Here is a 22005-nt window from a genome sequence, read left to right on the forward strand (position 1 = left end):
TTGTGCGCGAGGGGGGACTTGAACCCCCACGTCCGTAGACACTGGAACCTAAATCCAGCGCGTCTGCCAATTCCGCCACTCGCGCGTGTAGCGCCGCCCACACTACACGCCGGGCAATTACGGTGATGACGCGCGCGGCGGGTACCGTCGAGGGTATGTCGCAGTCCCAGCAGCCCCGGCGCCACCGGCCGGCGCTGATCGTGTTGACGCTGGTCGCGGCTGCGGCGTGTCTGGGGCTGGCCTACTGGCAGTGGATCCGGTTCGAGTCCGCCGCAGGCTCGTTCCAGAACCTCGGCTATGCCCTGCAATGGCCCGCGTTCGCGATCGCCGTCGTCTACGCATACCGCCGGTTCGTCGTCCTCGAAAGCGACCCGGCCGAGCAGGCCAAGCTCATCGCGAAGTCGCACGGCGCCGACTCGGAGATCCGCGCCGACCTCCTGCCCGACCGGCCCACGCTGCCCAGCGCCGACGCTGTGCGCGACGACTTGGCCGACGCGACTGCCGACGGCGACCTCGCCGGCTACAACGCCTACCTGAAGAAGTTGAACGAATCCTCCGCCCCCGAAAGGAACCCGACGTGACCGACGCCGATCAGACTGCGCCCCTGTCGACTGCCGGTGCCGCGGCAAACCCTGCCGCCCTGCCGAATGCTGCCGCCATCCCCGGTGCGCTGGTGCGGTACCGGACCCTGGCGTGGATCACCGGCATCTGGTTGCTGTTCCTCGTCGGCGAGATGATCGCGAAGTACGGCTTCGGCAACGACGGCTTCGGTTGGGTCGGCATTGTCCACGGCTGGGTGTATTTCGTGTACCTGATCTTCTGCGTCGACCTCGCGGTCAAGGCCCGCTGGGGCTTCGGCAGGACACTGGCGACGGCGCTCGCCGGCACGATCCCGTTCCTGTCGTTCTACGTCGAGCACATCCGCACGCGCGAGGTCAAGGCGCAGTACGGGCTCTGAGGACGCGCCTCAGCTCAAGTCGCGCAGCGCCGGAAGCAATTGCGCCAGCGCCTTGCCTCGATGGCTGAGCGCATCCTTCTCGGCCGGTGCGAGTTCGGCCGAAGTTCGCCCACCGGCCGATTCGTCGGCGGGAACGAACAGCGGGTCATAGCCGAACCCGGCTGCGCCGCGCGGCTGGTCGACGATGCGCCCGCGCCACTCGCCGCGCACAACGGTCTCCTCGCCCGATGGGCTGACCAGCGCGCACGCGGAAACGAAAGCCGCCCCGCGGCGGGCGGCCGGCACGTCGCCCAACTGCCCGAGCAGCAGCGCGTTGTTGGCCGCGTCATCGCCGTGGCGGCCCGACCACCGGGCCGAGAGCACCCCGGGCATTCCCCGGAGAGCGTCGACGGCCAACCCGGAATCGTCGGCGATGCAGGGCAGCCCAGTCGCGCGGGCGCCAGCATGTGCTTTGATCAGCGCGTTCTCTTCGAAGGTCGCGCCCGTTTCGGCTTCTTCGGGGAACGCGGGCACGTCGTCGAGCCCCACGACCTCGAGGCCGGCGAGACCAGCGGCTTCGACGACGCGGCGCAATTCGGCGAGCTTCTTGGCATTGCGGCTCGCGAGGAGGACCCGACTCATCGCCGGCCGGTCAGGACGCCGATGCGCCGGGAAGGATCCCCGGATACTCGCCGGCGAGGACCTCGCGCTGGGCAGCGAACAACTGCTCGGCTCCGGCCTGCGCCACGTCGAGCAGCAGGTCCAGGGTGGCGCGCGAGAAGGTGGCCCCCTCGGCGGTGCCCTGCACCTCGACGAGGGTCCCCTCATCGGTGGCCACCACATTCATGTCGACCTCGGCGCGCGAATCCTCGTCATAGGGCAGGTCCAGGCGGACCCGGCCGTCAACGACCCCGACGCTGACCGCAGCGATGGCGCACGACAGCGGCTGCGGATCGGCCAGCTTGCCGCCGGCCCGCAGGTACGTCACCGCATCGGCCAGGGCGACATACGCCCCGGTGATGGCCGCGGTGCGCGTACCGCCGTCGGCCTGCAGGACATCACAGTCCAGGGCGATGGTGTTCTCCCCGATCGCGGCCAGATCGATGCAGGCGCGCAGCGACCGGCCGATCAGGCGACTGATTTCGTGCGTGCGCCCACCCACCCGACCCTTGACCGACTCGCGCGACGAGCGCTCGTGGGTGGCGGCGGGGAGCATCGCGTACTCCGCGGTCAGCCAACCGCGCCCCGATCCGCGACGCCAACCGGGGACGCCGTCGGTCACGCTCGCCGTGCACAGCACCCGGGTCTGGCCGAACTCGACGAGAACCGAGCCCGCCGGATGTGTGGTGAAGCCGCGGGTGAACTTGATGGGCCGGAGCTCGTCGTCGGCTCGGCCGTCAGCACGTATCGTCACGCGACCCACTCTAACGGCATGTCGTCAGGCCCGCGATGCTACCGCGGCGACATCCAACTCCTGGCCCTGCTGCACCAGCTCGATGTGGCCGGAGAAGGCTGACCGCGCTTCCGCGAGTACATCGGCGGTCGACGTCCACGGCGGGATGTGGGTGATCGCCAGCACCCCGACACCGGCTGCGGCGGCCGCCTCGCCCGCCTCCAGGCCCGACATGTGCAGATGCGGCGGACGGTTCGCCGGGTCATGGGTCCACGAGGCCTCGCACAAAAACACATCCGCCCCGCGCGCCAATTCGACTAGCTGGTCGCACGCCGCCGTGTCGCCGCTGTAGGCGAGCACCTCCCCGTCGGGCCCAGTGATCCGCAGACCATACGTTTCGGGCGGATGATCCATTTTGCGCGCGTCGAACCGCAGTCCACGCAGCACTTCAGTCTGACCATCGGTCCACTCGGAAACCGCGAAGGTGTCACTGATGTCGTCGATCTCACCGGCAAACTCCGACGACCCGGCACCGATCCGCGACGCAGTCCCCGACGGCCCCCACAGCGGAACCCGCCCAACTGCCGGAACGGGCGCCCATCGGCGCCACACGAGCATCGCGGGCAGGTCCATGCAATGGTCGGCGTGCAGATGGCTGAGCACGACGGCGACGTCGTTGGGGTCGGCGACGGCCTGTAGCTCGCCGAATACGCCGGGCCCACAATCGATCAGGACAGGGAGTTCACCGGGGGCGGACACGAGATAGCCCGAACACGCCGCCCCGGGGCCGTTGACGCTGCCCGAGCATCCAAGGACTGTCAGATGCATGGGCACCATGCTGCCACGTCGTCGACGATGGGCACCGCTAATTCACGGGGTTTGGCACGGATCCGTGACTGGACCCCCGGACCTGGCCTCACAGATGCTCCACGTGTCCCACCACCGGCCCCAGAAATCGCTTCGCCAGTCGCGCGAACGACTCGGGATCGCCGGTCGCGGTGAATACCCGCCGCGCCTCCCGGTTGGAGTGCGGGTGCAGCAGGTCGAGTTCGGTAAGCACGCGCAGCACGTCTTTGGCCGTCTCCTCGGCACTCGACACGAGCGTGACATCGTCACCCATCGCGAGCTGCACGACCCCCGACAGCAGCGGATAGTGGGTGCACCCGAGTACCAGAGTGTCGACATCGGCTTCCTGCAACGGCTCGAGATACCCCTGCGCCAACCCGAGTACCTGGCGGCCACTGGTGATCCCGCGCTCGACAAAGTCGACGAATCGGGGGCAGGCGACCGAGGTGATCTGGGCGTCGCGGGCGGCGGCGAACGCATCCTCGTATGCCTGGGAGGCGACCGTCGCCGCCGTGCCGATCACCCCGATTCGCCCCGACCTCGTGGTCGCGACGGCGCGGCGCACCGCCGGGAGCACCACCTCGACAACCGGGATCGGTGCGTACCGCTCGCGCGCGTCGCGCAAGCACGCCGCCGACGCCGTGTTGCAGGCGATGACGATCGCCTTCACCCCCCGAGTGGCGAGTTCATCGCCGATCGCCAGGGCGTGCCGGCGCACCTCGGGAATGGTCAGCGGCCCGTACGGGCCGTTGGCTGTGTCGCCGATGTAGATGATGTCCTCGTCGGGCAACTGATCGATGATCGCGCGCGCAACGGTGAGGCCACCGACACCGGAATCGAAGATTCCGATCGGTGCCCGCTGGTCAATGCTGATCGGACTACCCCCCATTCGCCATCCATCCGGTGTTATCCACCGGGCGCCATCACCCGGGCCCCATCACCCGGGCGCCATCACCCGGGCGCCGTCGCCCAAGGCCCCGACTTTACGCTCAGGCCCACAGTTGACCCTCGACGGCGGCAGCGGCCTCGTGCGGGTCAGTACCGTACACACCGGTCGAGAGGTACTTCCACCCGGCATCGGGCATCACCATCGCAATATCGGCACGCACGCCGGCACGCATCGCGGCAGCGGCCAAGCGGCCCGCGGCATGCACGATCGCCCCGGTGGACACGCCGGCGAAGATGCCCTCGGTGTCGATGAGTTCGCGCACCCGCGCGACCGCATCCGCCCCGGTGACCGAGAACCGCCGGGTCAGCACGGCCTCATCGTAAAGTTCCGGGACGAAGCCGTCGTCAACGTTGCGCAGGCCGTACACCTCGTCGCCGTAGCGCGGCTCGGCGGCGACGATCGCGATGTCGTCGCGCTGCTCGCGCAAGAACCGGCCGACGCCCATCAGCGTGCCCGTCGTGCCCAGCCCGGCGACGAACGCCGTGATCTCCGGCAGGTCGGCCCACAACTCCGGCCCAGTCCCCTCATAATGCGCCCGCGCATTTGCCTCGTTGCCGTACTGGTAGAGCATTGTCACGTCTCGGCGCGCCGCAGCCAGTTCCTTGGCCATCGCCACCGCGGTATTGGACCCACCCGCGGCCGGCGACGAGATGATGTGCGCACCGAACATCTCCAGGAGCACCCGGCGCTCGGCAGACGTGTTCTCCGGCATGACACAGATCAGCCGGTACCCCTTGAGCTTGCACGCCATCGCCAGCGAGATACCCGTGTTCCCGCTTGTCGGCTCCAGGATCGTCGCCCCCGGCGACAGTGCACCGTCGCGCTCGGCGGCTTCGATCATCGCCAGGGCCGCCCGGTCCTTGATCGAACCGGTCGGGTTGCGGTCCTCCAATTTGAGCCACAACCGCACATGCGGTCCACCGGGCCCGGCCTCCCACCGCGGCGACAACCGTGGCAGCCCAACCAGCGGCGTATGACCGACCGAGGAGATCAGCGAGTCGTAGCGCGCCACGTCATCCGCCGGCTGATACCGACGGGTCGCCGCCGGCAACGGCTGGTAGCACCGTCACCTCGTCGCCGTCGCCGACGATCGTGTCGAGGCCGCCGGTGAACCGCACGTCCTCGTCGTTGACGTAGATGTTCACAAATCGCAACAGGGCGCCGCGCTCGTCCCGCAGCCGATTAACCAGGCCGGGGTAGTTCGACTCCAGGTCGGTGACCACCGCGCCGAGCGTCGCACCGCTCGCCGAGACCGTTTTTGCACCGTCGGTGTGGGGTCGCAGGATCGTCGGGATCGAAACGGAAACAGCCATGGTCACTCCTTGCCGTTGGCGGGATGATTCTCCGAAGCGAGGTCTGGCGCGACGAACGCCGGGCCGGCGCCATCATCGTCACCGATCACCAGCACCGGCTCGGCGCTGATCACCGCGTCGACGATGCGGTAGCTGCACACCAGCGCCCTGCCGGGGTCGGCGGTGCCGATCAGCACGTAGTGGGCGTCGGGTTCGCCCGCCAGAGACGAATCGGTGCGCGACGGATACGGCTCGGTGGCGGTGTGACTGTGGTAGATGACGACCGGCGCCTCATCCGCTGCGGCCATGGCACGCCAGACGCGCAACTGCTCGCCCGAGTCGAATCGGTAGAAGGTCGGCGACCGCTCCGCGTTCATCATCGGGACGAATCGCGCCGGCACGTCGGTCCCCTCGGCCCCGGGCAGGACACCGCACGCCTCATCGGGATGGTCGGCTCGCGCGTGGGCCACCATCGACTCGACCAGTCCTCGATCGATCCGCAACATGGCACTCCCCCTCCCCCTAGCCGCCGGTTCGGTGCGCCACCGCGGTCGGCAGCAGCACGCGCAGCGACGGGATGTCGGCAACCGGGGTGGCCGCCAACACCGCATTGACGATGGCCCGCTGGGTCACCGCCGCCGCCGCTGCACTGACTTGAGCAACAATCGCGACATCGGGATGCATCCCGACGGGCGTGAATCGGCGGGCCGAGTCGCGGGCCTCCCCCGGGCAGGTGCCCGTCGCGACGGCGAAAATCGTGTCGCCGTCCAGCGGCGAATGCGCCGGCACGATCGCCCGGGCCAACCCGTCATGGGCAGCCATGGCGACGCGCCTGGCGCACGCCTGATCCAGATCGGCGTCGGTCGCAACGACGCCGATGGTCGTGTTCAGCGGCGTCGGCGTGGCACCCAACCGTGCCAGCGCACGGCGGTCGGCCTCCTCGGGCGGCTGCAGCCCGTAGTAGGCCAGCTCGGCCTCCCCCGCTCCCCAGGGCAGCGCCGTGGCCGGATCGAGCACATCGCCGACGGGATTCGCGACCATCAGCGCGCCGACCGTGATGCCCGCCGCCGGCCCGTCCTCGAGGCGGACGCTCGCCGTGCCCACCCCACCCTTCAGCGCACCTGCGCGGGCCCCGGTCCCTGCCCCGACCGTTCCGGTAGCGAAGTCGGCGGCCGCCCCGGCCAGCGCCGACGCCCCGAAGGCGGCGTCGGGACGAGCCTGCCAATCGCCGACGAGGAGATCGAAGATGACCGCACCGGCCACAATCGGGACGACATGGCCCAGCGGATCCATGGGCAGGCCGATGCCACGCTCCTCCAGCCCCCGCATCACCCCGTCGGCGGCCGCGAGGCCGAACGCACTGCCGCCGCTCAACACGATGGCGTGCGCCGTCTGCACGGTATTCGAGGGGTCCAGCAGATCGGTCTCGCGCGTACCCGGTCCACCGCCGCGCACATCGACCGCGACCACGGCACCAGACGGCACCGTGACCACCGTCGTACCGGTGGCCCACCCGCTGCCCGGCGCCTCTGGCGTGGCCACGACAATGGCCGGATCCAGCCGCGAATGGTGTCCGACGGCGATTCCCGAGACCTCGGTGATTCGATCGCCCGCGCGTGCCGGTGCACTCATCCCATGAGCTCTTCGACCAGGAGCCACTGTTGTTCGGTGAGCCAGCGGTAGACATGCAGATGCGCGGCATACGGGTGGTCGGGATCGAGTTCGTCGGGGGTGTCCTCGCTGATGCCCAGCATCGCCCCGAGCGACAGCCGGACGTCGTTGATGGCCGTCAGCCATTGGTCGGCCTGAGCCGCGGTGAGCGTGATCTCGCCACCGCCGATCGGCACCGTGTCGAGCAGGCAGTGCGCCGCCGCCAGTTTGTCGTCGATGATCAGCGGCTCGTTGAGGCTTCGTAGCGCGCCGTTCAGATCGCCGTTGACGGTGTCGCACCCCAACTGATCGTCCTGGTCGGGGCGGTGGAAGTCGGGGAGCAGGCGCCCCAGTGTTGCATCGGTGGGCGTCGAGGAGTGGCCGGAGCGGATCCCGGTCAGCGTCGCGAGGTCGTCCGGCGGCGCCGAATCGGCACGCTCGGTGAGCAACTCGCACATCGACGAGACGATCGAGCGCAACAGCTCTGACTCGTGCTCGCTGCAGCGCGCCGTATAGACGGCGGTCTCGCCCGACCCGCGCCGCCGCCAGCCCGAAAGGTGCCGGCGGGTCATGAGTCGCGCTGCATCGTCGCCCACAGACCTGCGGTGTGCAGCCGTCGCACATCGGCCTCCATCTTGTCGCGCGACCCCGCCGATACGACGGCCTTGCCGTCGTTGTGAACCTGCAGCATCAACTCGTGCGCTTTGGCCCTGGTGTAGCCGAACAGCTTCTGGAAAACGTAGGTCACGTAGGGCATCAGATTGACCGGGTCATCCCAGACAACGGCGACCCACGGGCGGTCGACGTTCTCGTCGACGGTGGTCTCCGGCTCCGCCACGGTCGCACCGGAAGGCGCGCCTGCGCTGCCAACTGCCTCGAGGGACATGGGACTAGGGTATCGAGAGTGACCCGCCCTAGCACAGCCCTGCTCACCGATCACTACGAGCTGACCATGATTGCGGCGGCCCGAACCCACCCGGCGGCGTCCCGGCCCTGCGTTTTCGAGGTGTTCGCGCGGCGCCTTCCCGATGGCCGCCGCTACGGTGTGGTCGGTGGTACCGGACGGCTCGTCGACGCACTCGCCGACTTCCGGTTCGGCGCCGACGAACTGGCGGCGGTGAGCGGCTTCCTCGACGGCGACACCCTGCAGTGGCTCGCCGACTATCGCTTCGCCGGCGACATCGACGGCTACCGCGAGGGTGAACTCTACTTCCCCGGATCGCCGATCCTCACCGTGCGCGCGCCCTTCGCCGACGCAGTGATCCTCGAGACGCTGATCCTGTCGATCCTCAACCACGACAGCGCGATCGCGTCGGCCGCCGCGCGCATGGTCTGCGCCGCCGGGTCACGGCCGATTATCGAAATGGGTTCGCGACGCACGCACGAACGGGCGGCCGTGGCCAGCGCACGGGCCGCCTACCTGGCGGGTCTGACCGCGACGTCGAATCTTGAAGCCGCACGCACGTACGGAGTGCCCAGCGCCGGCACCGCGGCGCACGCCTTCACCCTCCTGTTCACCGGCTCGGGCGGCCCCGACGAGCCCGCCGCCTTCCGGGCCCAGGTGGATCGCCTGGGCCCGGGCACGACCCTGCTCGTCGACACTTACGACATCACCCGCGGCGTCGCCAACGCGGTTGAAGCCGCCGGGCCGGAGCTGGGCGCGGTGCGCATCGATTCCGGCGACCTGGGAATCCTCGCCCGGCAGGTCCGCGATCAACTTGACGGGCTGGGCGCCCGGAAGACCAAGATCGTCGTGTCCGGTGATCTCGACGAGTACGCGATCGCCTCGTTGCGCGCCGAGCCGGTGGACGTCTATGGCGTCGGAACCTCGCTGGTCACCGGGAGCGGAGCCCCGACGGCCGGAATGGTCTACAAGCTCGTCGAGATCGACGGCATTCCCGTCGAGAAGCGGTCGAGCCACAAGGTGTCCCATGGCGGCGCGAAGTCCGCGGTGCGCCTCGCCCGGCCGTCTGGCACGGTCGTCGAGGAAGTTCTCCACCCCTCGGGGACCCCGGCCCCGGACAGTGCCGGGCACACCCTGGCCCCACTGCAAACGGCGCTGATCCGCGACGGCGGCCCGGTCGACGCACTGCCGTCCCTCGACGACGCGCGGGACCACTTGCGCGCCGCACTCGTCACGCTGCCGTGGGAGGGCCTCGGGCTCTCCCACGGCGAGCCGGCCATCCCCACGCGCTATGCCTTCTGAAGTCGCCACCGAAACCACCGGTCTGCTCGCCGCCGCCGTCGAGGCCTTGGGCGGATCGACCCGCGACGGCCAGGTCCGCATGGCCAACGCGGTGGCCCACGCCATCGACACCGGCGAGCACCTGGCTGTGCAAGCCGGGACCGGCACCGGCAAGTCCCTGGCCTATCTCGTACCAGCGGTCGCGCATGCCGTCGAAACGGGCAAGACGGTGGTCGTCTCCACGGCCACGATCGCTCTGCAGCGCCAACTCGTCGAACGCGATCTACCGCGCCTGGCGGCCGCCCTCGCCGGGCCACTCGGCTCCGAACCGGCGTTTGCCATCCTCAAGGGCCGGGCCAACTACCTGTGCCTCAATAAGATTCATGGCGGCGTCGCCGACGAGCCGGATTCAGAACTCTTCGACGCCTTCGAGACGTCGCGTACCGGGCGCGAGGTCACCCGGCTGCGCGAGTGGTCTTCGGACACCGAGACCGGCGACCGGGACGACCTGAGCCCCGGCGTCGCCGACCGTTCCTGGCGCCAGGTCAGCGTCACCGCACGCGAATGCCTCGGCGCGACGAACTGCAGCTACGCCCAAGACTGCTTCGCCGAGCGCGCCCGAGCCCAGGCAGGACAATCCGACATCGTCGTGACCAACCACGCGATGCTGGCGATTGACGCGCTCTCGCCGGCGAACATCCTGCCCGAGCACGATGTGGTGATCATCGACGAGGCGCACGAGTTGGCCGACCGGATCACCGCTGTGGCCACCGACGAACTGTCCGCCGCCTCGGTCACCCTCGCCGCCCGCCGGGCCGCGAAGCTCGTCGACGAGGAACTCGTCGACGACGTGATCGGCGGCGGAGAGCTGCTGGGCACCTTGCTCGACGACGCCGCACCACGGTTGCTGACCGCGCTCCCAACCGGATGGGATTCGGCACTCGCGAGCCTGCGGGACCGGCTGTGGCGAGCACGCAGCGGAATCGGTCCGGTCCGCGCCGCGGGCGACGCCGACGGCGATGCGGCGGCCGCGAGATCGGCGGCGATGACCTCCCTGGAAGAATTGCACGATGCAGCCGTGCGCGTCCTCACCGCGTTCGACGAGCCCGACCCGGCCAAGCGGCGCGACGTCGTGTGGCTGGCCGAGGACCCGCTGAAAACCGGCCCGCGCCGGGTGCTGCGCATCGCCCCGCTCTCCGTCGGCGGCCTGTTGCGAGCCTCCCTGTTCGCCGACGCAACCGTGATCCTCACCTCGGCGACCCTGGTCGTCGGCGGCTCGTTTGATGCGCTCGCCACCACCTGGGGCCTTCCCGTCGCAGGGAACCAGGCCCACACCGAGTCGGCAACCATCGGCGAGGTCACCGCCACGGGAAAGGAGGTGCCCGCCGACGAGGCGCCCATGCGGTGGCGCGGACTCGACGCCGGATCGCCCTTCGACTATCCGCGCTCGGCAATCCTCTACGTCGCCAAGCACCTGCCGCCGCCCGGTCGCGGTGGTCTCTCAGCTCAACTGCTCGCCGAGTTGAGCGGCCTGATGACGGCTGCGCACGGCCGCACCCTCGGCCTGTTCTCGTCGATGCGGGCGGCCCGCGAGGCCGCCGAGGCGCTGCGCGAGAACACCGACCACACCATCCTGTGCCAGGGTGACGATTCGACGTCGACCCTGGTCCGCCGATTCAGCGACGATCCCGCGACGTGTCTGTTCGGCACCCTGTCACTGTGGCAGGGCGTCGACGTGCCGGGCGACTCGCTGTCGTTGGTCGTCATCGACCGCATCCCGTTTCCGCGACCCGACGACCCGCTGGCCAGTGCCCGCGCCCGCGCGGTCGAAGCGGCCGGCGGGAACGGATTCATGTCGGTGTCCGCCAACCACGCCGCCCTGCTGCTGGCCCAGGGCGCCGGCCGTCTGCTCCGGTCCACCGCGGACCGCGGGGTCGTCGCCGTTCTCGATTCCCGACTCGCCACCGCCCGGTACGGCAACTACCTCATCGCCTCGCTGCCGCCGTTCTGGAAGACGACTGACACCGCAACCGTCCTCGCCGCCCTTGACCGGCTAACGGCATGAGTGCGGCGGCGGGCGCCGATCCCCGGCTTCCGGCGCCCGACCTCGCCGCACTGGCCGGCCTCGCCCACACCGATCCACACTCGGTCCTCGGTGCCCACCGGCTCAGCGGCGGGGCCCTGGCATTCCGCGTCCTGCGCCCGCAGGCAACCGCGGTATCGGTTCTGCTCGGTGCTGACGAGTACGCGCTGGCCGAGCACGCCGACGGAGTGTGGGTCGGCGCCGTCGGCTGGGATCCCGACCACCCGCTCCCCGACTACCGCTACCGCGTGCACTACGGGCCGCACCCGGACCGCGATTGTGCCCATGATTCCGCCGACCGCGCCTTCGTCGTCGCCGACCCATACCGATTCGCACCCACCATCAGCGACGACGACCTGCGGTTGATCGCACAGGGGCGCCACCGCCGTCTCTGGGAGGTACTCGGGGCACGCGTGATGATGCGCACGACCGGCCTCGGCCGCGTGTCCGGCGTCGCATTCACCGTTTGGGCCCCGATGGCCCGGGGCGTGACCGTTGTCGGCGACTTCGAGGGGTGGGAGGGACGACTCGCCCCGATGCGGCGGCTCGGGCACGGCGGCGTGTGGGAGGTATTCCTGCCCGAGGTCCGCGCCGGCGAGTTGTACAAATTCCGCATCCACGGCGCCGACGGAACCATCGTCGACAAGGCCGATCCAATGGCACGGGCCGCCGAGACACCGCCGGCCACCGCTTCGGTCATCGTCGATGACGACCGCTACCGCTGGGGCGACGCGCAGTGGATGGCCCAGCGGTCTGGCACCGACGCCCTGTCGCGGCCGATGAGCATCTATGAGGTGCACCTCGGTTCCTGGCGCCCGGGGTTGGGATATCGGGAGCTGGCCCTCGAACTGGCCGACTACGTGGTGGCAATGGGCTTCACCCACGTCGAACTGCTGCCCGTCGCCGAACACCCCTACGGCGGCTCGTGGGGCTACCAGGTCACCTCGTACTATGCGCCGACCGCCCGCCTGGGCACCCCGGACGACTTCCGATTCCTGGTCGACTCGCTGCACCGGCGCGGCGTCGGCGTGCTGATCGACTGGGTGCCCGCACACTTCCCCCGCGACGCATGGGCGTTGGCGCGTTTCGACGGAACGCCCACCTATGAGCACGCCGACCCGCAGCGCGGCGACCACCCGGATTGGGGAACCCTGGTTTTCGACTACGGCCGTCGCGAAGTCGCCGGATTCCTCATTGCCAACGCCCTGTACTGGCTGGCCGGCTTCCACGTCGACGGCCTGCGCGTCGACGCCGTCGCCTCCATGCTCTACCTGGACTATTCCCGGGCGCCCGGACAGTGGACGCCCAATATCCACGGTGGCCTGGAGAACCTGGAGGCCGTTGCCTTCCTGCGCGAACTCAATGACGCGATCCAGCACGCGCAGCCCGGGGTGCTGACTATCGCCGAGGAGTCCACCTCATGGCCCGGGGTCACGCGCGACACCGCCACCGGCGGGCTGGGCTTCTCGCTGAAATGGAATATGGGGTGGATGCACGACACCCTCGCCTTCCTCTCGCGCGACGTCGCCGACCGCGCGTTTCACCACCACGAGATCACCTTCTCCCTGATGTATGCATTCAGCGAGCGGTTCCTCCTGCCCCTGTCGCACGACGAGGTCGTCCACGAGAAGGGCACGCTATGGACACGGATGCCTGGGGATGCCGACGCCAAGGCGCGCGCGGTCCGCCAATTCCTCGCGTATCAGTGGAGTCATCCGGGCAAGCAGTTGCTGTTCATGGGGCAGGAGTTCGGGCAGACCGCCGAGTGGGCCGACCATCGGGGCGTCGACTGGCACGAGCTCGACGACGGTCCCGACGCACACCTGCATCGCGGGATCTCACTGCTCGTGCGCGACCTGAACGCCTTGAACCGCGTGCATCCGGCCCTTTACGCGCGCGATACGAGGTCCGACGGCTACGAGTGGATCTCCGTCGGCGACGCATCGTCGCCGGTATTCGGCTTCTGTCGACGCGGTGAGTCCTCGACAATTGTCTGCCTCTTCAGCGTCGGACCGGCACCATTCCCCGAGTATCGGGTCGGCATGCCCAACCCGGGCCGGTGGCGCGTCATCTTCGACGGCGACGATGAGCGCTATGGCGGTGCGAAGGCGGGCGCCGTGGGAGCAGTCTATGAGACGACCGACATCGCGTGGCAGGGGCGGGCGACCTCGATTGCGCTGCCGCTGCAGGCAAATTCGTCGGTCTGGCTCGAGTTGCGCTGAAAATCAATACCTCAGCCGGGCGGACCAGCCGTCGGTGGTGTCCGTCGCCAGCCGGCCGGTCAGCGTCGCGGCCAGGGCCTCGCGGTGCGCGACGCGCTCGGTGTTGGTCACGAAGCGCCGGTCGTCGGACAGCCCGGGCGCGCCGAGTTCGCCGACAAGCGCGGCAAACTGCCGATCGTTGCCAACCGCGAGGACCAGCGGACGGTCCGCGCTGGCGAACAGCTTGATGCTCATCAGACCGCCGACGGCGTGTCGTCCCCCGTTCCGGGTTGCTCGATCTTGACGACCTCGGCGCCCAAATCGGCCAGCAGCATCGTCGCATATGGCCCGGCCGGCACCCGTCCGAAGTCGGCGAGCGCCAGGCCGTCGAGCGCCAGGCCGTCGAGCGCTCCGCTACTCACCGGAAGGCGGAAGCGCCGGTCAGGGCACGGCCAATCTGGAGCTGGTGGACCTCGGCAGTACCCTCGTAGGTCAGCACCGACTCGAGGTTGTTCGCATGCCGGATCGGCGGGTACTCGAGCGTGATCCCGTTCGCCCCCAGAATCGTGCGGCACTCCCGCGCGATCTTGATGGCCTCGCGGCAGTTGTTGAGCTTGCCCAGGCTCACCTGCGCCGGCTCAACCTCACCGGCATCCTTGAGCCGGCCCAGCTGGTAGGCGAGCAGATGACCTTTGCCAACCTCGAGCGCCATATCGGCCAGCTTGGCCTGGGTGAGCTGGTAGGCGGCGAGCGGCTTGTCGAACACCAGCCTCGTCTGGGCGTAGTCGACGGCCGTCTCCAGGCAGTCCCGGGCCGCGCCGATCGCCCCGAAGATGATCCCGAAGCGCGCCTCGTTCAGGCAGCTCAGCGGACCCCGCAGCCCTGCTGCCTTCGGCAGCATCGCCGACGCCGGCAGCCGCACGTCCTCCAGTACCAGTTCCGAGGTGACCGAGGCCCGCAGCGACATCTTGTTCTTGATCTCCGGCGCGGAGAAGCCCGGCGTGTCGGTGGGCACCACGAAGCCGCGGATCCCGCGGGAGCCCTCCTCAAGGTCAGTGTTGGCCCATACCACGGCCACATCGGCCACTGAGCCGTTGGTGATCCACATCTTGGCGCCGTTGAGCACCCAGTCGTCACCGTCGCGCACCGCACGGGTCCGCATCCCCCCCGGATCCGAACCGAAATCCGACTCGGTCAGCCCAAAGCAACCGATCGCGTCGCCGGCGGCCATCCGCGGCAGCCAGTGCTCCTTCTGCTCCTCGCTCCCCCAGTGGTGAATCGCGAACATCGCCAGCGACCCTTGCACCGAGACCAGCGACCGAATCCCTGAGTCCGCGGCTTCGAGTTCCAGACAGGCCAGGCCGTAGGCCGTTGCGCTGGTCCCCGCACACCCATAGCCCTCCAAGTGCATTCCCAGCACCCCCAGGCCGCTGAGCTCCTTGGCCAGTTCGCGCACCGGTATTTGGGCCTCGTCAAACCACTGGGCCACATGCGGACGGATCCGCGCGGCGGTAAATTTGCGAACGGTGTCGCGGATCGCGATCTCCTCCTCGGTCAGCAAGGTGTCCAGGGCGAACAGTTGGGTGACGGTACGGGTTTCGGCCATGACTACTCCTCATTGTGGCTGGCAGCATGGTGCGACCAGTCTTTCCGTGCCGGTTGCGACGCGTTGCGCAAACGATTACACACACCGTACGTGCGCAGGGTCGCCGGCCACCCCGTCAATCAGCCGCCGAGCGGGGCTCCGACCACGATCGCCCCGTGGATCGCCGTAGCACTCGTCCACCGACCATGGGCGCGCCTCGGAGGTGGCGCCGTTCTACCGCGAATGGATCAGTCGGACCCGATTCGCGTAGCCAGCTGGACCCAACCGCCGTGGGTTCGGAGAATCGCATGGTTTGGGCACGATCGGCACGATTCAGGGCACGATCGGCACGATTCAGGGCACGATCGGCAGATGAGGATTCGACGACGAGAAGCCCACGCCACAATTGGGAGCTTGAGCGCGAGCGCGATGCTGGCGGCCGTCGCGGTCGCAATGACGGGCACTGCGGGCGCGGCGAGCGCGGCGCCGCTGCCCGTTGTCCAGTCACCCGCGCAAGGGATCATCACGACGGGAATCGGCTATTGGACGATTTGGTCGGCACCGATTCGTGTCCGTACCGGCCCGCGCGGCGCCGTGCTGATCAGCTCACCGGGCGGTGATGCCTGTGACCGCGGCGCCGCCGGGCACTACGTCCGCTTCGACTACACCAGCGTCAGCACCGGGCGTAGTGGATCGGTGACCGTGCGCCCCTGTCCAGGACCATTCAGCGGCCAACTGGAGGCCGCGATCTTCCCGGGCGCCGGGCGGCTGATCGGCACCATCCACATCCTCAGCGATGGCGGACCGTGGCAGGTGCCCGGCGTCGCATCCGCCGCCGTCGGCTAACGGTCGCGAGAGGACGAACCGCTCACCGGTGATGCGCCTCAGAACAGCGCCGACGCCAGCTTCCGGCGCGCGGCCATCACGACGGGCTCATTCGGCTCGTACAGTTCGAACAACTCCAGCAACCGGGCGCGCACGCGTGCCCGGTCGTCGTCGGTGGTCGCCCGAACCAACTCGACCAACCGATCGAACGCCGCGTCAGGCTGCTGGTTGAACAATTCCATGTCGGCGGCCGCCAGTTGGGCGTCGACGTCGCCGGGCGTCGCGGACTCGACTGCCGAGGCCGGATGCTTCGACGCTCTCGCTACGAAGGTCAGGTTGCGCACGAGCGACGCGGCCTCGAGGTTGTCCGGCTCGGCATCAGCGATCGCCCGATAGTCCTCGAGCGCCCCGTCAACGTCGCCGTCGTTGAGCTTGTCCTCGGCCGCCACCATGCGCGGATCGGCAACCTCTTCCGCAACCTCGGCACCCGCGCCGGGGTCGGGGTCGGGGTAGGCCGGTCCGATCTGGGTGAAGATTTCGTCGAGCCAGGCCTGAATCTCCGCCCGGGGCTTGACCCCCGTGAAGACGGACACCGGCTGGCCGTGTGCCAGTGCGACGACCATGGGGATGGACTGCGCACGGAATGCCTGTGCGATCCGCGGATTGGCGTCAACGTCCACCTTGGCCAGCACCCACCGCCCACCGGACTCGGCGGCCATCGACTCCAGCACCGGGGACAGCTGCTTACACGGCTCACACCAGGTCGCCCAGAGGTCGACGACCACCAGCTGGCGCGTCGACCGCTCGATGACGTCGGCTTCGAAGGCCGCCTCGGTGACGTCGAAAACATCTCCGCCCGCCGGGCGCTCCGCACCGGCGGCCGGCGCGGGCGTCGCCTGCGCGGTCCGCTGTGCATCGGCACGGTCCTTCAGCGCGGACAGATCGACCGCCCCGGACATGGCTGCTGCGGCCTGCTGTTGCGCGGCCGCCCGTTGACGATTGGTTGGTCTGCTCACACGTCTATTTTGTCATGCTCGTGCGGCGGTGCGCCGACCTCCGGCGCAGCGGCGCCATCCGACAGTTCCGCGAGGTGCCCGGCGCGCCGCGCCCACCACTCGAAGACGAGGGTGCCGAACGGCGGCAACGACGAGACCAGGGCGAGGCCCAGCGTGAGCAGGTTCCACTTGAGCGCGTACGCGGTGAGGAACGAAACCACCACGAACGCCAAGAACACGATGCCGTGCACCATGCCCGGGATGCGCACCGCGGAGTCGATGCCCTGCACCCACTTGAAGTACATCGCGACGAGTAGTGCCGCCCAGGTGATCGCCTCGGCGACGGCGACGAACCGGAACCGCTTGGCCGGGGTGGATAGATCAAAGAACGAAGTCACTATTGAGCCTTTCAGGCCACGCGGCGGGCGCACCGCAAACGGGCCGGTTTATCCGGGACGGTGATATTACGGGACGGTGATGATGAGCGCGTCGCCCTGGCCGCCGGCCCCGCAGAGTGCCGCCGCCCCGACCCCGCCGCCGCGGCGCTTCAGTTCGAGGGCGAGGTGCAGGGTGATTCGTGCACCCGAGGTGCCGATGGGGTGACCGATTGCGATCGCGCCGCCATTGACGTTCACCTTCGCCGGGTCGATGCCCAGGGCTCGGGTCGAGGCGAGGCCGACCGCGGCGAAAGCTTCATTGATTTCGACGACGTCGAGGTCGGCCGGGGCGATCCCCGCCCGCGCGCAGGCCTTGGCAATGGCGTTGGCCGGTTGCTCCTGCAGACTGGAATCCGGCCCGGCGACAACGCCGTGCGGACCGATCTCGGCGAGCCAGTCCAGGCCGAGTTCCTCCGCCTTCGCCTTGCTCATGACGACGACGGCACAGGCGCCGTCGGAGATCTGCGACGCGTTACCGGCGGTAATGGTGCCGTCCTTGCGGAATGCGGGCCGCAACCCGCCCAGGCCCTCGACCGTCGTGTCCGCCCGGACGCCCTCGTCGACGCTGAACTCGACCGGATCGCCCTTGCGCTGCGGAATGGGCACCGGGACGATCTCGTCGGCGAAGGCGCCACTTTGCGCCGCGGCGGCCGCGAGCCGGTGGCTGCGGGCGGCGATCTCGTCCTGCTGGTCGCGGGTGAAGCCGTCGGTGTCGTTGTGTGCCTCGGTGAGTGCACCCATCGCCTGATCGGTGAACGCATCGTGCAGGCCGTCGAACGCCGTGTGGTCCACCAGTTCAGCCGGCCCGTACTTGAATCCGCTCCGGCTGCCCGGCAGCAGGTGCGGCGCCCGGGTCATCGACTCCTGACCGCCGGCGATCACGCACTCGAATTCGCCGGCCCGGATCAGCTGATCGGCTAGCGCGATCGCGTCAATCCCCGATAGGCACATCTTGTTGATGGTCAGGGCGGGTACGTCCCAACCGATCCCCGCCTTGACCGCCGCCTGCCGCGCCGGCATCTGGCCGGCGCCGGCCGTCAAGACCTGGCCCATGATCACGTAGTCCACGGCCGATGCCGGCACCCCGGAGCGGTCCAGCGCCCCCTGGATGGCGATGGCACCCAGGTCGACGGCGCTGAAATCCTTCAGTGCTCCGAGCAGGCGGCCGAACGGCGTGCGCGCGCCGCCGACGATGACGGTGGGATTGGACCGGGGACTGGCCATGGGAAACTCCTGTGCGATGTGGTTCTTTGCCGACCCGGCAGAGCGGATCGCTGCACCACAACGCTACCGTTAGCCCATGAGTAGCTCGCCCACCGCCCTCATCAGCGAACTGGTCGTCGGGATCGATCACGTCGGTATCGCCGTGCCCGACCTCGACGCGGCCAAGGCCTGGTACGCCCAGCACCTGGGTTTCGTCACCCTGCACGAGGAGACCAACGAAGAACAAGGGGTCCGCGAAGCGATGGTCGGCCCGTCGGGCACGACCGGCGCGGTGATCCAGCTCCTCGCACCGCTGAACGAACAGTCGACGATCGCGAAGTTCCTCGATCGCAGCGGCCCCGGCCTGCAACAACTCGCGGTGCGCGTGACCGACCTCGATGACGTGGTGGCCCGCCTCACCTCCGCCGGTGTGCGCGTGCTCTACCCGCAGGCCAAACGTGGTACGGCCGATTCGCGGATCAACTTCGTCCACCCGCGCGACGCCGGCGGCGTACTGCTGGAACTCGTCGAGCCCAAGCCGGGCGCGCACTAGACTTGGGCCATGGCTGATTCCGCCGAGCGCCCACCGCAGTTCCCCCTCGTCCGCCGTGGGTACGACCGCGACATGGTCGACCACCAGCTGGCACGACTCAACTCCGAACTTCACCTCCTCGCCACCGATCGCGATTCGGCGGGCGCCCACGCCCGCGAACTGACCATCCATCTCGAGCAGGCCCGAGAAGAAGTCGACCGGCTCCGCCGCGAGGTCGACAAGCTGGCCGTCCCGCCGACGACGGCGGCGGGCATGAGTGAGCGACTCTCCCGGATGCTTCAGCTCGCCTCTGACGAGGCATCGGAGATCCGCGCCACCGCACAGGCCGAGTCGGACGAACTGCGCTCGATCGCCCAGCAGGAGGCAGCGGTGGCGAGGGAGGACGCAACGACCGCGCTGGCCCGGGGTGAGCAGGTACTCGTCGAACGTACCGACAAACTCGAGCACGACGAACGGGTCGCGGCCGACCGTCGTGCCGAGTTGCTCGCCGCCGCGAAGACTGAGGCTGACAAGCTCACGACGCGGGCGCAAACCGAGGCCACGAAGTCCACCTCCACGGCGAAGGCCCAGGCGGCCAAGCTGACCGCCGAAGCGTCGACCGAGGCAGATCAGATTCGCGAGACCGCCGGCGCCCAGGCGAAGAAGATGACCGCCGACGCAGAAGCACAGGCGAAGGCCGTTCTCACCGCCGCCCGGACCGAGGCCACCAAGACGCTCGAAACCGCGACCGCCGCAGCGAAGAAGGTCACCGCCGACGCGAGCGCCGAGGCCCGGCACCTCACCGTCGAGGCAACAGAGCTGGCCGAGAAGACGCGAGCCGCCGCGCATGACCTCGCTGCCGAACGACTGCGCAGCGCTCGATCGGTGGCCGCGCGTACCCGGTCGGCACACCAGCGCGTTCAGGATCAGCTCCGCGCATTGGCCGAATATCTCGCCGCGGCACCCGAGATCTCCGCAGCCGAGCTCGACGACGTCGCCGATGCGTCAGACGACGAGGATCAAACGGCCCTGGCCGATCGCATCGCCAACAGCGGTGCCGTCACACGCTCGGGACCGCACCGCGGGTCGGTCACGCCGACCCATGAACAGCACACCGGACCGAGCGCAGCGACGACCGGGCCGATCGCCGTCCGGACCCGCCCCAACCCGGCTCGACCGCCCCAGTCCTGATCGGCCGTCTACTGGGTACCGCCCGGCTAGAACAACCGGAACTCGGTGCTCTCCATCCCGCGCAGCCCGTCGTAGTCGAGGATCTGGCAGCGGATCCCCCGGTCGGTCGCGAGGGTGCGCGCCTGCGGCTTGATTTGCTGGGCGGCGAACACACCGCTGACCGGGGCGATACTGGCGTCGCGGTTGAGTAGCTCGAGGTAGCGGGTCAACTGCTCGACCCCGTCGATTTCGCCACGACGCTTGATCTCGACGGCGACCGTTGCGCCGTCGGCGTCGCGGCACAGCAGATCGACCGGGCCGATGGCGGTCGGATACTCCCGGCGCACCAGCGTGTATCCCGGGCCGAGGGTGTCCACGTGCTCGGCGAGCAACTCCTGAAGGTGTGCCTCGACCCCATCTTTGACCAGTCCAGGGTCTACCCCGAGTTCGTGGCTCGAATCGTGTTCGATATCGGCGAGGGTGATCCGCAGTTGTTCGCCGGCCTTGTTCGTCACCACCCACACCGCATGGGCCACGACGTCCTCGGGGACGTCTTCCTCAGTCAGCCAGCAGGGCGGGCTCATCCAGTTCAGCGGCTTATATGCACGATCGTCGGCGTGGATGCTCACCGATCCGTCGGCCTTGATCAGGAGCAGGCGACGCGCCATCGGCAGATGGGCGGTAAGCCGCCCCGCATAATCAACCTGACATTCCGCTACGACCAGACGCACAACGGCTAGCTTAGACACATGAGAATCTTCGTGGCCTATCTGGCCAACGACGGCGGTGCCGATGCGGTCAAGCTCGCCGGGCGCGTGGCCCGCTCGGTTGGGGCCGAGCTAGATATCGGGCTGATTGCTCCGGGCGGCGATCCGGGGCCGGCGCTGACCGAGGTGTTGCGCGAGCAGGCCGCCGACTGGCTCGACGATGCCCGCGCGCTCGTCCCTGACATTCGGTCCGAAGCCCATATCGCCTTCCACGACTCGATCCCGTCCGGGATCATCGCCGAGGCACGCCGGGTCGGCGCGGCGGCGATCGTCGTCGGTGGTTCGGGCGGAGGAATGATCGGCAGCCATTCGCTGGGAAGCGTCGTCAACGACCTCCTGCGCTCGTCACCGCTGCCCGTTGTGCTCGCACCCCGCGGGATCCGCAACTCGCCGATAGCGCGGACCACACAAATCACGTGCGCCATCGGTTCACGGCCGGGCGCGCCGGGCCTCCTCGATCTCGCCATCGGAGCGGCGCGCCGGTCGCGGATACCGTTGCGACTGATTTCGCTCGTCGCCCTTGACCAGCTACCCACCGGCGGCGCCGACCCCCAGGCCAAGGACCGCGCGACCGCACACGCTCAGACGGTGCTGCAGACTGCGCGCGACGGCCTGCCCGAGGGCGTCGAGGTCACGATCTCCCTTGCCCACGGCTCAACCATCGAAGACGCGGTGGAGCGCCTCGATTGGCACGACGGCGACATCCTTCTCGTCGGGTCGAGCCGCCTGGCCGCGCCGCAGCGGATCTTCCTCGGCTCGACAGCCGCCAAGATGTTGCGTGTGCTGTCGGTGCCGGTCGTCGTTCTGCCGTCGCCGGCCGAAGACACCGTCTGAGCCCACCCACCGCCGGAGCCGCCCAAACAGCTGACCCGGCCGGTCAATACCCGGAAACGACAAAGCGCCCCCGGACGAATCCGGGGGCGCTTTGCGCAAATTGTGTTCGGCGGTGTCCTAC

Annotated in this window: 24 protein-coding genes, 1 tRNA gene and 1 pseudogene; 9 read left to right on the plus strand and 17 right to left on the minus strand. The window is 69.0% G+C overall.

Going from position 1 to position 22005, the window contains the following annotated elements:
• Positions 1–3 precede the first annotated feature (3 nt).
• A tRNA-Leu gene (locus tag B4M62_RS00665) sits at positions 4–85 on the minus strand.
• Between the two features lie 70 nt (positions 86–155).
• On the opposite strand from B4M62_RS00665, the gene B4M62_RS00670 reads away from it, so the two are divergent.
• Positions 156–581, plus strand: coding sequence for a transcriptional regulator (locus B4M62_RS00670; protein ID WP_290703660.1), 426 nt, complete (start codon positions 156–158; stop codon positions 579–581).
• Positions 582–604: 23 nt separating this feature from the next.
• The gene (locus tag B4M62_RS00675; protein ID WP_414651747.1) at positions 605–958 is read left to right on the plus strand and encodes a DUF3817 domain-containing protein; all 354 of its coding nucleotides are present in this window, start codon (positions 605–607) and stop codon (positions 956–958) included.
• 9 nt (positions 959–967) lie between these two features.
• On the opposite strand, the gene rdgB is transcribed toward B4M62_RS00675, so the two are convergent.
• From rdgB to clpS, 10 genes are all read right to left on the minus strand, one after another.
• Positions 968–1579, minus strand: a complete 612-nt coding sequence (gene rdgB, locus B4M62_RS00680) for an RdgB/HAM1 family non-canonical purine NTP pyrophosphatase (protein WP_290703662.1) — start codon at positions 1577–1579, stop codon at positions 968–970.
• 10 nt (positions 1580–1589) lie between these two features.
• Positions 1590–2351 (minus strand): ribonuclease PH, encoded by a 762-nt coding sequence (gene rph / locus B4M62_RS00685; RefSeq protein ID WP_290703665.1) that lies wholly within the window; start codon positions 2349–2351, stop codon positions 1590–1592.
• 24 nt (positions 2352–2375) lie between these two features.
• The gene (locus tag B4M62_RS00690; RefSeq protein WP_290703666.1) at positions 2376–3158 is read right to left on the minus strand and encodes a cyclic nucleotide-degrading phosphodiesterase; all 783 of its coding nucleotides are present in this window, start codon (positions 3156–3158) and stop codon (positions 2376–2378) included.
• An 88-nt stretch (positions 3159–3246) separates the two neighbouring features.
• Positions 3247–4065 carry a glutamate racemase gene (gene murI, locus B4M62_RS00695; RefSeq protein ID WP_290703668.1) on the minus strand — a complete coding sequence of 273 codons (819 nt, stop codon included), beginning with the start codon at positions 4063–4065 and terminating at the stop codon, positions 3247–3249.
• A gap of 100 nt (positions 4066–4165) precedes the next feature.
• Complete coding sequence (locus B4M62_RS00700; protein WP_290703670.1) at positions 4166–5137, minus strand: PLP-dependent cysteine synthase family protein; 972 nt, start codon at positions 5135–5137, stop codon at positions 4166–4168.
• Position 5138: 1 nt separating this feature from the next.
• Complete coding sequence (locus tag B4M62_RS00705) at positions 5139–5438, minus strand: MoaD/ThiS family protein (protein WP_290703672.1); 300 nt, start codon at positions 5436–5438, stop codon at positions 5139–5141.
• Between the two features lie 2 nt (positions 5439–5440).
• Positions 5441–5923: a M67 family metallopeptidase gene (locus tag B4M62_RS00710; protein WP_290703674.1), complete on the minus strand. Its 483-nt coding sequence runs from the start codon at positions 5921–5923 to the stop codon at positions 5441–5443.
• Positions 5924–5939: 16 nt separating this feature from the next.
• A complete protein-coding gene (locus tag B4M62_RS00715) occupies positions 5940–7049 on the minus strand; it encodes a P1 family peptidase (protein WP_290703676.1) in 1110 nt (369 codons plus the stop codon).
• Positions 7046–7639 (minus strand): DUF2017 domain-containing protein, encoded by a 594-nt coding sequence (locus B4M62_RS00720; RefSeq protein WP_290703678.1) that lies wholly within the window; start codon positions 7637–7639, stop codon positions 7046–7048. Before B4M62_RS00720 ends, B4M62_RS00715 begins: the two co-directional genes overlap by 4 nt.
• Entirely contained in the window at positions 7636–7953 is a 318-nt protein-coding gene (gene clpS / locus B4M62_RS00725; RefSeq protein WP_290703680.1) for an ATP-dependent Clp protease adapter ClpS, read from the minus strand. The genes B4M62_RS00720 and clpS overlap by 4 nt, the downstream gene beginning before the upstream one ends.
• Before the next feature lie 18 nt (positions 7954–7971).
• On the opposite strand from clpS, the gene B4M62_RS00730 reads away from it, so the two are divergent.
• From B4M62_RS00730 to glgB, 3 genes are read left to right on the plus strand one after another with little or no spacing between them, the layout of a single operon-like run.
• On the plus strand, positions 7972–9273 hold the full coding sequence (locus tag B4M62_RS00730; protein WP_290703682.1) for a nicotinate phosphoribosyltransferase: 1302 nt from the start codon (positions 7972–7974) through the stop codon (positions 9271–9273).
• Positions 9263–11317 carry an ATP-dependent DNA helicase gene (locus tag B4M62_RS00735; RefSeq protein ID WP_290703685.1) on the plus strand — a complete coding sequence of 685 codons (2055 nt, stop codon included), beginning with the start codon at positions 9263–9265 and terminating at the stop codon, positions 11315–11317. The genes B4M62_RS00730 and B4M62_RS00735 overlap by 11 nt, the downstream gene beginning before the upstream one ends.
• Entirely contained in the window at positions 11314–13557 is a 2244-nt protein-coding gene (glgB, locus tag B4M62_RS00740; protein WP_290703687.1) for a 1,4-alpha-glucan branching protein GlgB, read from the plus strand. Before B4M62_RS00735 ends, glgB begins: the two co-directional genes overlap by 4 nt.
• Positions 13558–13569: 12 nt before the next feature.
• Here glgB and B4M62_RS00745 read toward each other — a convergent pair.
• Both B4M62_RS00745 and B4M62_RS00750 read right to left on the minus strand, forming a co-directional pair.
• A pseudogene (locus B4M62_RS00745) lies at positions 13570–13958 on the minus strand (CoA transferase); the annotation flags it as partial.
• Entirely contained in the window at positions 13955–15142 is a 1188-nt protein-coding gene (locus B4M62_RS00750) for an acyl-CoA dehydrogenase family protein (protein WP_290703689.1), read from the minus strand. The gene B4M62_RS00750 and the pseudogene B4M62_RS00745, both read right to left, overlap by 4 nt.
• Before the next feature lie 393 nt (positions 15143–15535).
• Here B4M62_RS00750 and B4M62_RS00755 point away from each other — a divergent pair, with 393 nt between their 5' ends.
• Entirely contained in the window at positions 15536–15967 is a 432-nt protein-coding gene (locus B4M62_RS00755) for a hypothetical protein (RefSeq protein WP_290703691.1), read from the plus strand.
• A 38-nt stretch (positions 15968–16005) separates the two neighbouring features.
• On the opposite strand, the gene B4M62_RS00760 is transcribed toward B4M62_RS00755, so the two are convergent.
• From B4M62_RS00760 to B4M62_RS00770, 3 genes are all read right to left on the minus strand, one after another.
• Entirely contained in the window at positions 16006–16905 is a 900-nt protein-coding gene (locus B4M62_RS00760; protein ID WP_290703707.1) for a tetratricopeptide repeat protein, read from the minus strand.
• A gap of 53 nt (positions 16906–16958) precedes the next feature.
• Complete coding sequence (locus B4M62_RS00765) at positions 16959–17339, minus strand: DUF3817 domain-containing protein (RefSeq protein ID WP_290703693.1); 381 nt, start codon at positions 17337–17339, stop codon at positions 16959–16961.
• 66 nt (positions 17340–17405) lie between these two features.
• The gene (locus B4M62_RS00770; RefSeq protein ID WP_290703695.1) at positions 17406–18602 is read right to left on the minus strand and encodes an acetyl-CoA C-acetyltransferase; all 1197 of its coding nucleotides are present in this window, start codon (positions 18600–18602) and stop codon (positions 17406–17408) included.
• A gap of 76 nt (positions 18603–18678) precedes the next feature.
• On the opposite strand from B4M62_RS00770, the gene mce reads away from it, so the two are divergent.
• Together mce and B4M62_RS00780 are read left to right on the plus strand one after the other, a co-directional pair.
• Complete coding sequence (mce, locus tag B4M62_RS00775; RefSeq protein ID WP_290703697.1) at positions 18679–19134, plus strand: methylmalonyl-CoA epimerase; 456 nt, start codon at positions 18679–18681, stop codon at positions 19132–19134.
• 9 nt (positions 19135–19143) lie between these two features.
• Complete coding sequence (locus B4M62_RS00780; RefSeq protein ID WP_290703699.1) at positions 19144–20304, plus strand: hypothetical protein; 1161 nt, start codon at positions 19144–19146, stop codon at positions 20302–20304.
• Positions 20305–20330: 26 nt separating this feature from the next.
• Here the strand turns inward: B4M62_RS00780 and nucS are convergent, their stop codons facing one another.
• Positions 20331–21014, minus strand: coding sequence for an endonuclease NucS (gene nucS / locus B4M62_RS00785; protein WP_290703701.1), 684 nt, complete (start codon positions 21012–21014; stop codon positions 20331–20333).
• Between the two features lie 18 nt (positions 21015–21032).
• On the opposite strand from nucS, the gene B4M62_RS00790 reads away from it, so the two are divergent.
• Positions 21033–21884, plus strand: coding sequence for a universal stress protein (locus B4M62_RS00790; protein WP_290703703.1), 852 nt, complete (start codon positions 21033–21035; stop codon positions 21882–21884).
• Positions 21885–22005: the final 121 nt, after the last annotated feature.

Source organism: Gordonia sp. UBA5067 (genome assembly GCF_002414845.1).
Classification (GTDB): Bacteria; Actinomycetota; Actinomycetes; order Mycobacteriales; family Mycobacteriaceae; genus Gordonia; species Gordonia defluvii.

Excerpts from the sequence above, each read along its gene's own strand:
- B4M62_RS00670 (WP_290703660.1), top strand. The coding sequence starts at position 156 with ATGTCGCAGTCCCAGCAGCCCCGGCGCCACCGGCCGGCGCTGATCGTG.
- rdgB (WP_290703662.1), bottom strand. The coding sequence starts at position 1,579 with ATGAGTCGGGTCCTCCTCGCGAGCCGCAATGCCAAGAAGCTCGCCGAA.
- B4M62_RS00690 (WP_290703666.1), bottom strand. The coding sequence starts at position 3,158 with ATGCATCTGACAGTCCTTGGATGCTCGGGCAGCGTCAACGGCCCCGGG.
- murI (WP_290703668.1), bottom strand. The coding sequence starts at position 4,065 with ATGGGGGGTAGTCCGATCAGCATTGACCAGCGGGCACCGATCGGAATC.
- B4M62_RS00705 (WP_290703672.1), bottom strand. The coding sequence starts at position 5,438 with ATGGCTGTTTCCGTTTCGATCCCGACGATCCTGCGACCCCACACCGAC.
- B4M62_RS00710 (WP_290703674.1), bottom strand. The coding sequence starts at position 5,923 with ATGTTGCGGATCGATCGAGGACTGGTCGAGTCGATGGTGGCCCACGCG.
- B4M62_RS00715 (WP_290703676.1), bottom strand. The coding sequence starts at position 7,049 with ATGAGTGCACCGGCACGCGCGGGCGATCGAATCACCGAGGTCTCGGGA.
- B4M62_RS00720 (WP_290703678.1), bottom strand. The coding sequence starts at position 7,639 with ATGACCCGCCGGCACCTTTCGGGCTGGCGGCGGCGCGGGTCGGGCGAG.
- clpS (WP_290703680.1), bottom strand. The coding sequence starts at position 7,953 with ATGTCCCTCGAGGCAGTTGGCAGCGCAGGCGCGCCTTCCGGTGCGACC.
- B4M62_RS00735 (WP_290703685.1), top strand. The coding sequence starts at position 9,263 with ATGCCTTCTGAAGTCGCCACCGAAACCACCGGTCTGCTCGCCGCCGCC.
- glgB (WP_290703687.1), top strand. The coding sequence starts at position 11,314 with ATGAGTGCGGCGGCGGGCGCCGATCCCCGGCTTCCGGCGCCCGACCTC.
- B4M62_RS00750 (WP_290703689.1), bottom strand. The coding sequence starts at position 15,142 with ATGGCCGAAACCCGTACCGTCACCCAACTGTTCGCCCTGGACACCTTG.
- B4M62_RS00760 (WP_290703707.1), bottom strand. The coding sequence starts at position 16,905 with ATGTCCGGGGCGGTCGATCTGTCCGCGCTGAAGGACCGTGCCGATGCA.
- B4M62_RS00770 (WP_290703695.1), bottom strand. The coding sequence starts at position 18,602 with ATGGCCAGTCCCCGGTCCAATCCCACCGTCATCGTCGGCGGCGCGCGC.
- mce (WP_290703697.1), top strand. The coding sequence starts at position 18,679 with ATGAGTAGCTCGCCCACCGCCCTCATCAGCGAACTGGTCGTCGGGATC.
- B4M62_RS00780 (WP_290703699.1), top strand. The coding sequence starts at position 19,144 with ATGGCTGATTCCGCCGAGCGCCCACCGCAGTTCCCCCTCGTCCGCCGT.
- B4M62_RS00790 (WP_290703703.1), top strand. The coding sequence starts at position 21,033 with ATGAGAATCTTCGTGGCCTATCTGGCCAACGACGGCGGTGCCGATGCG.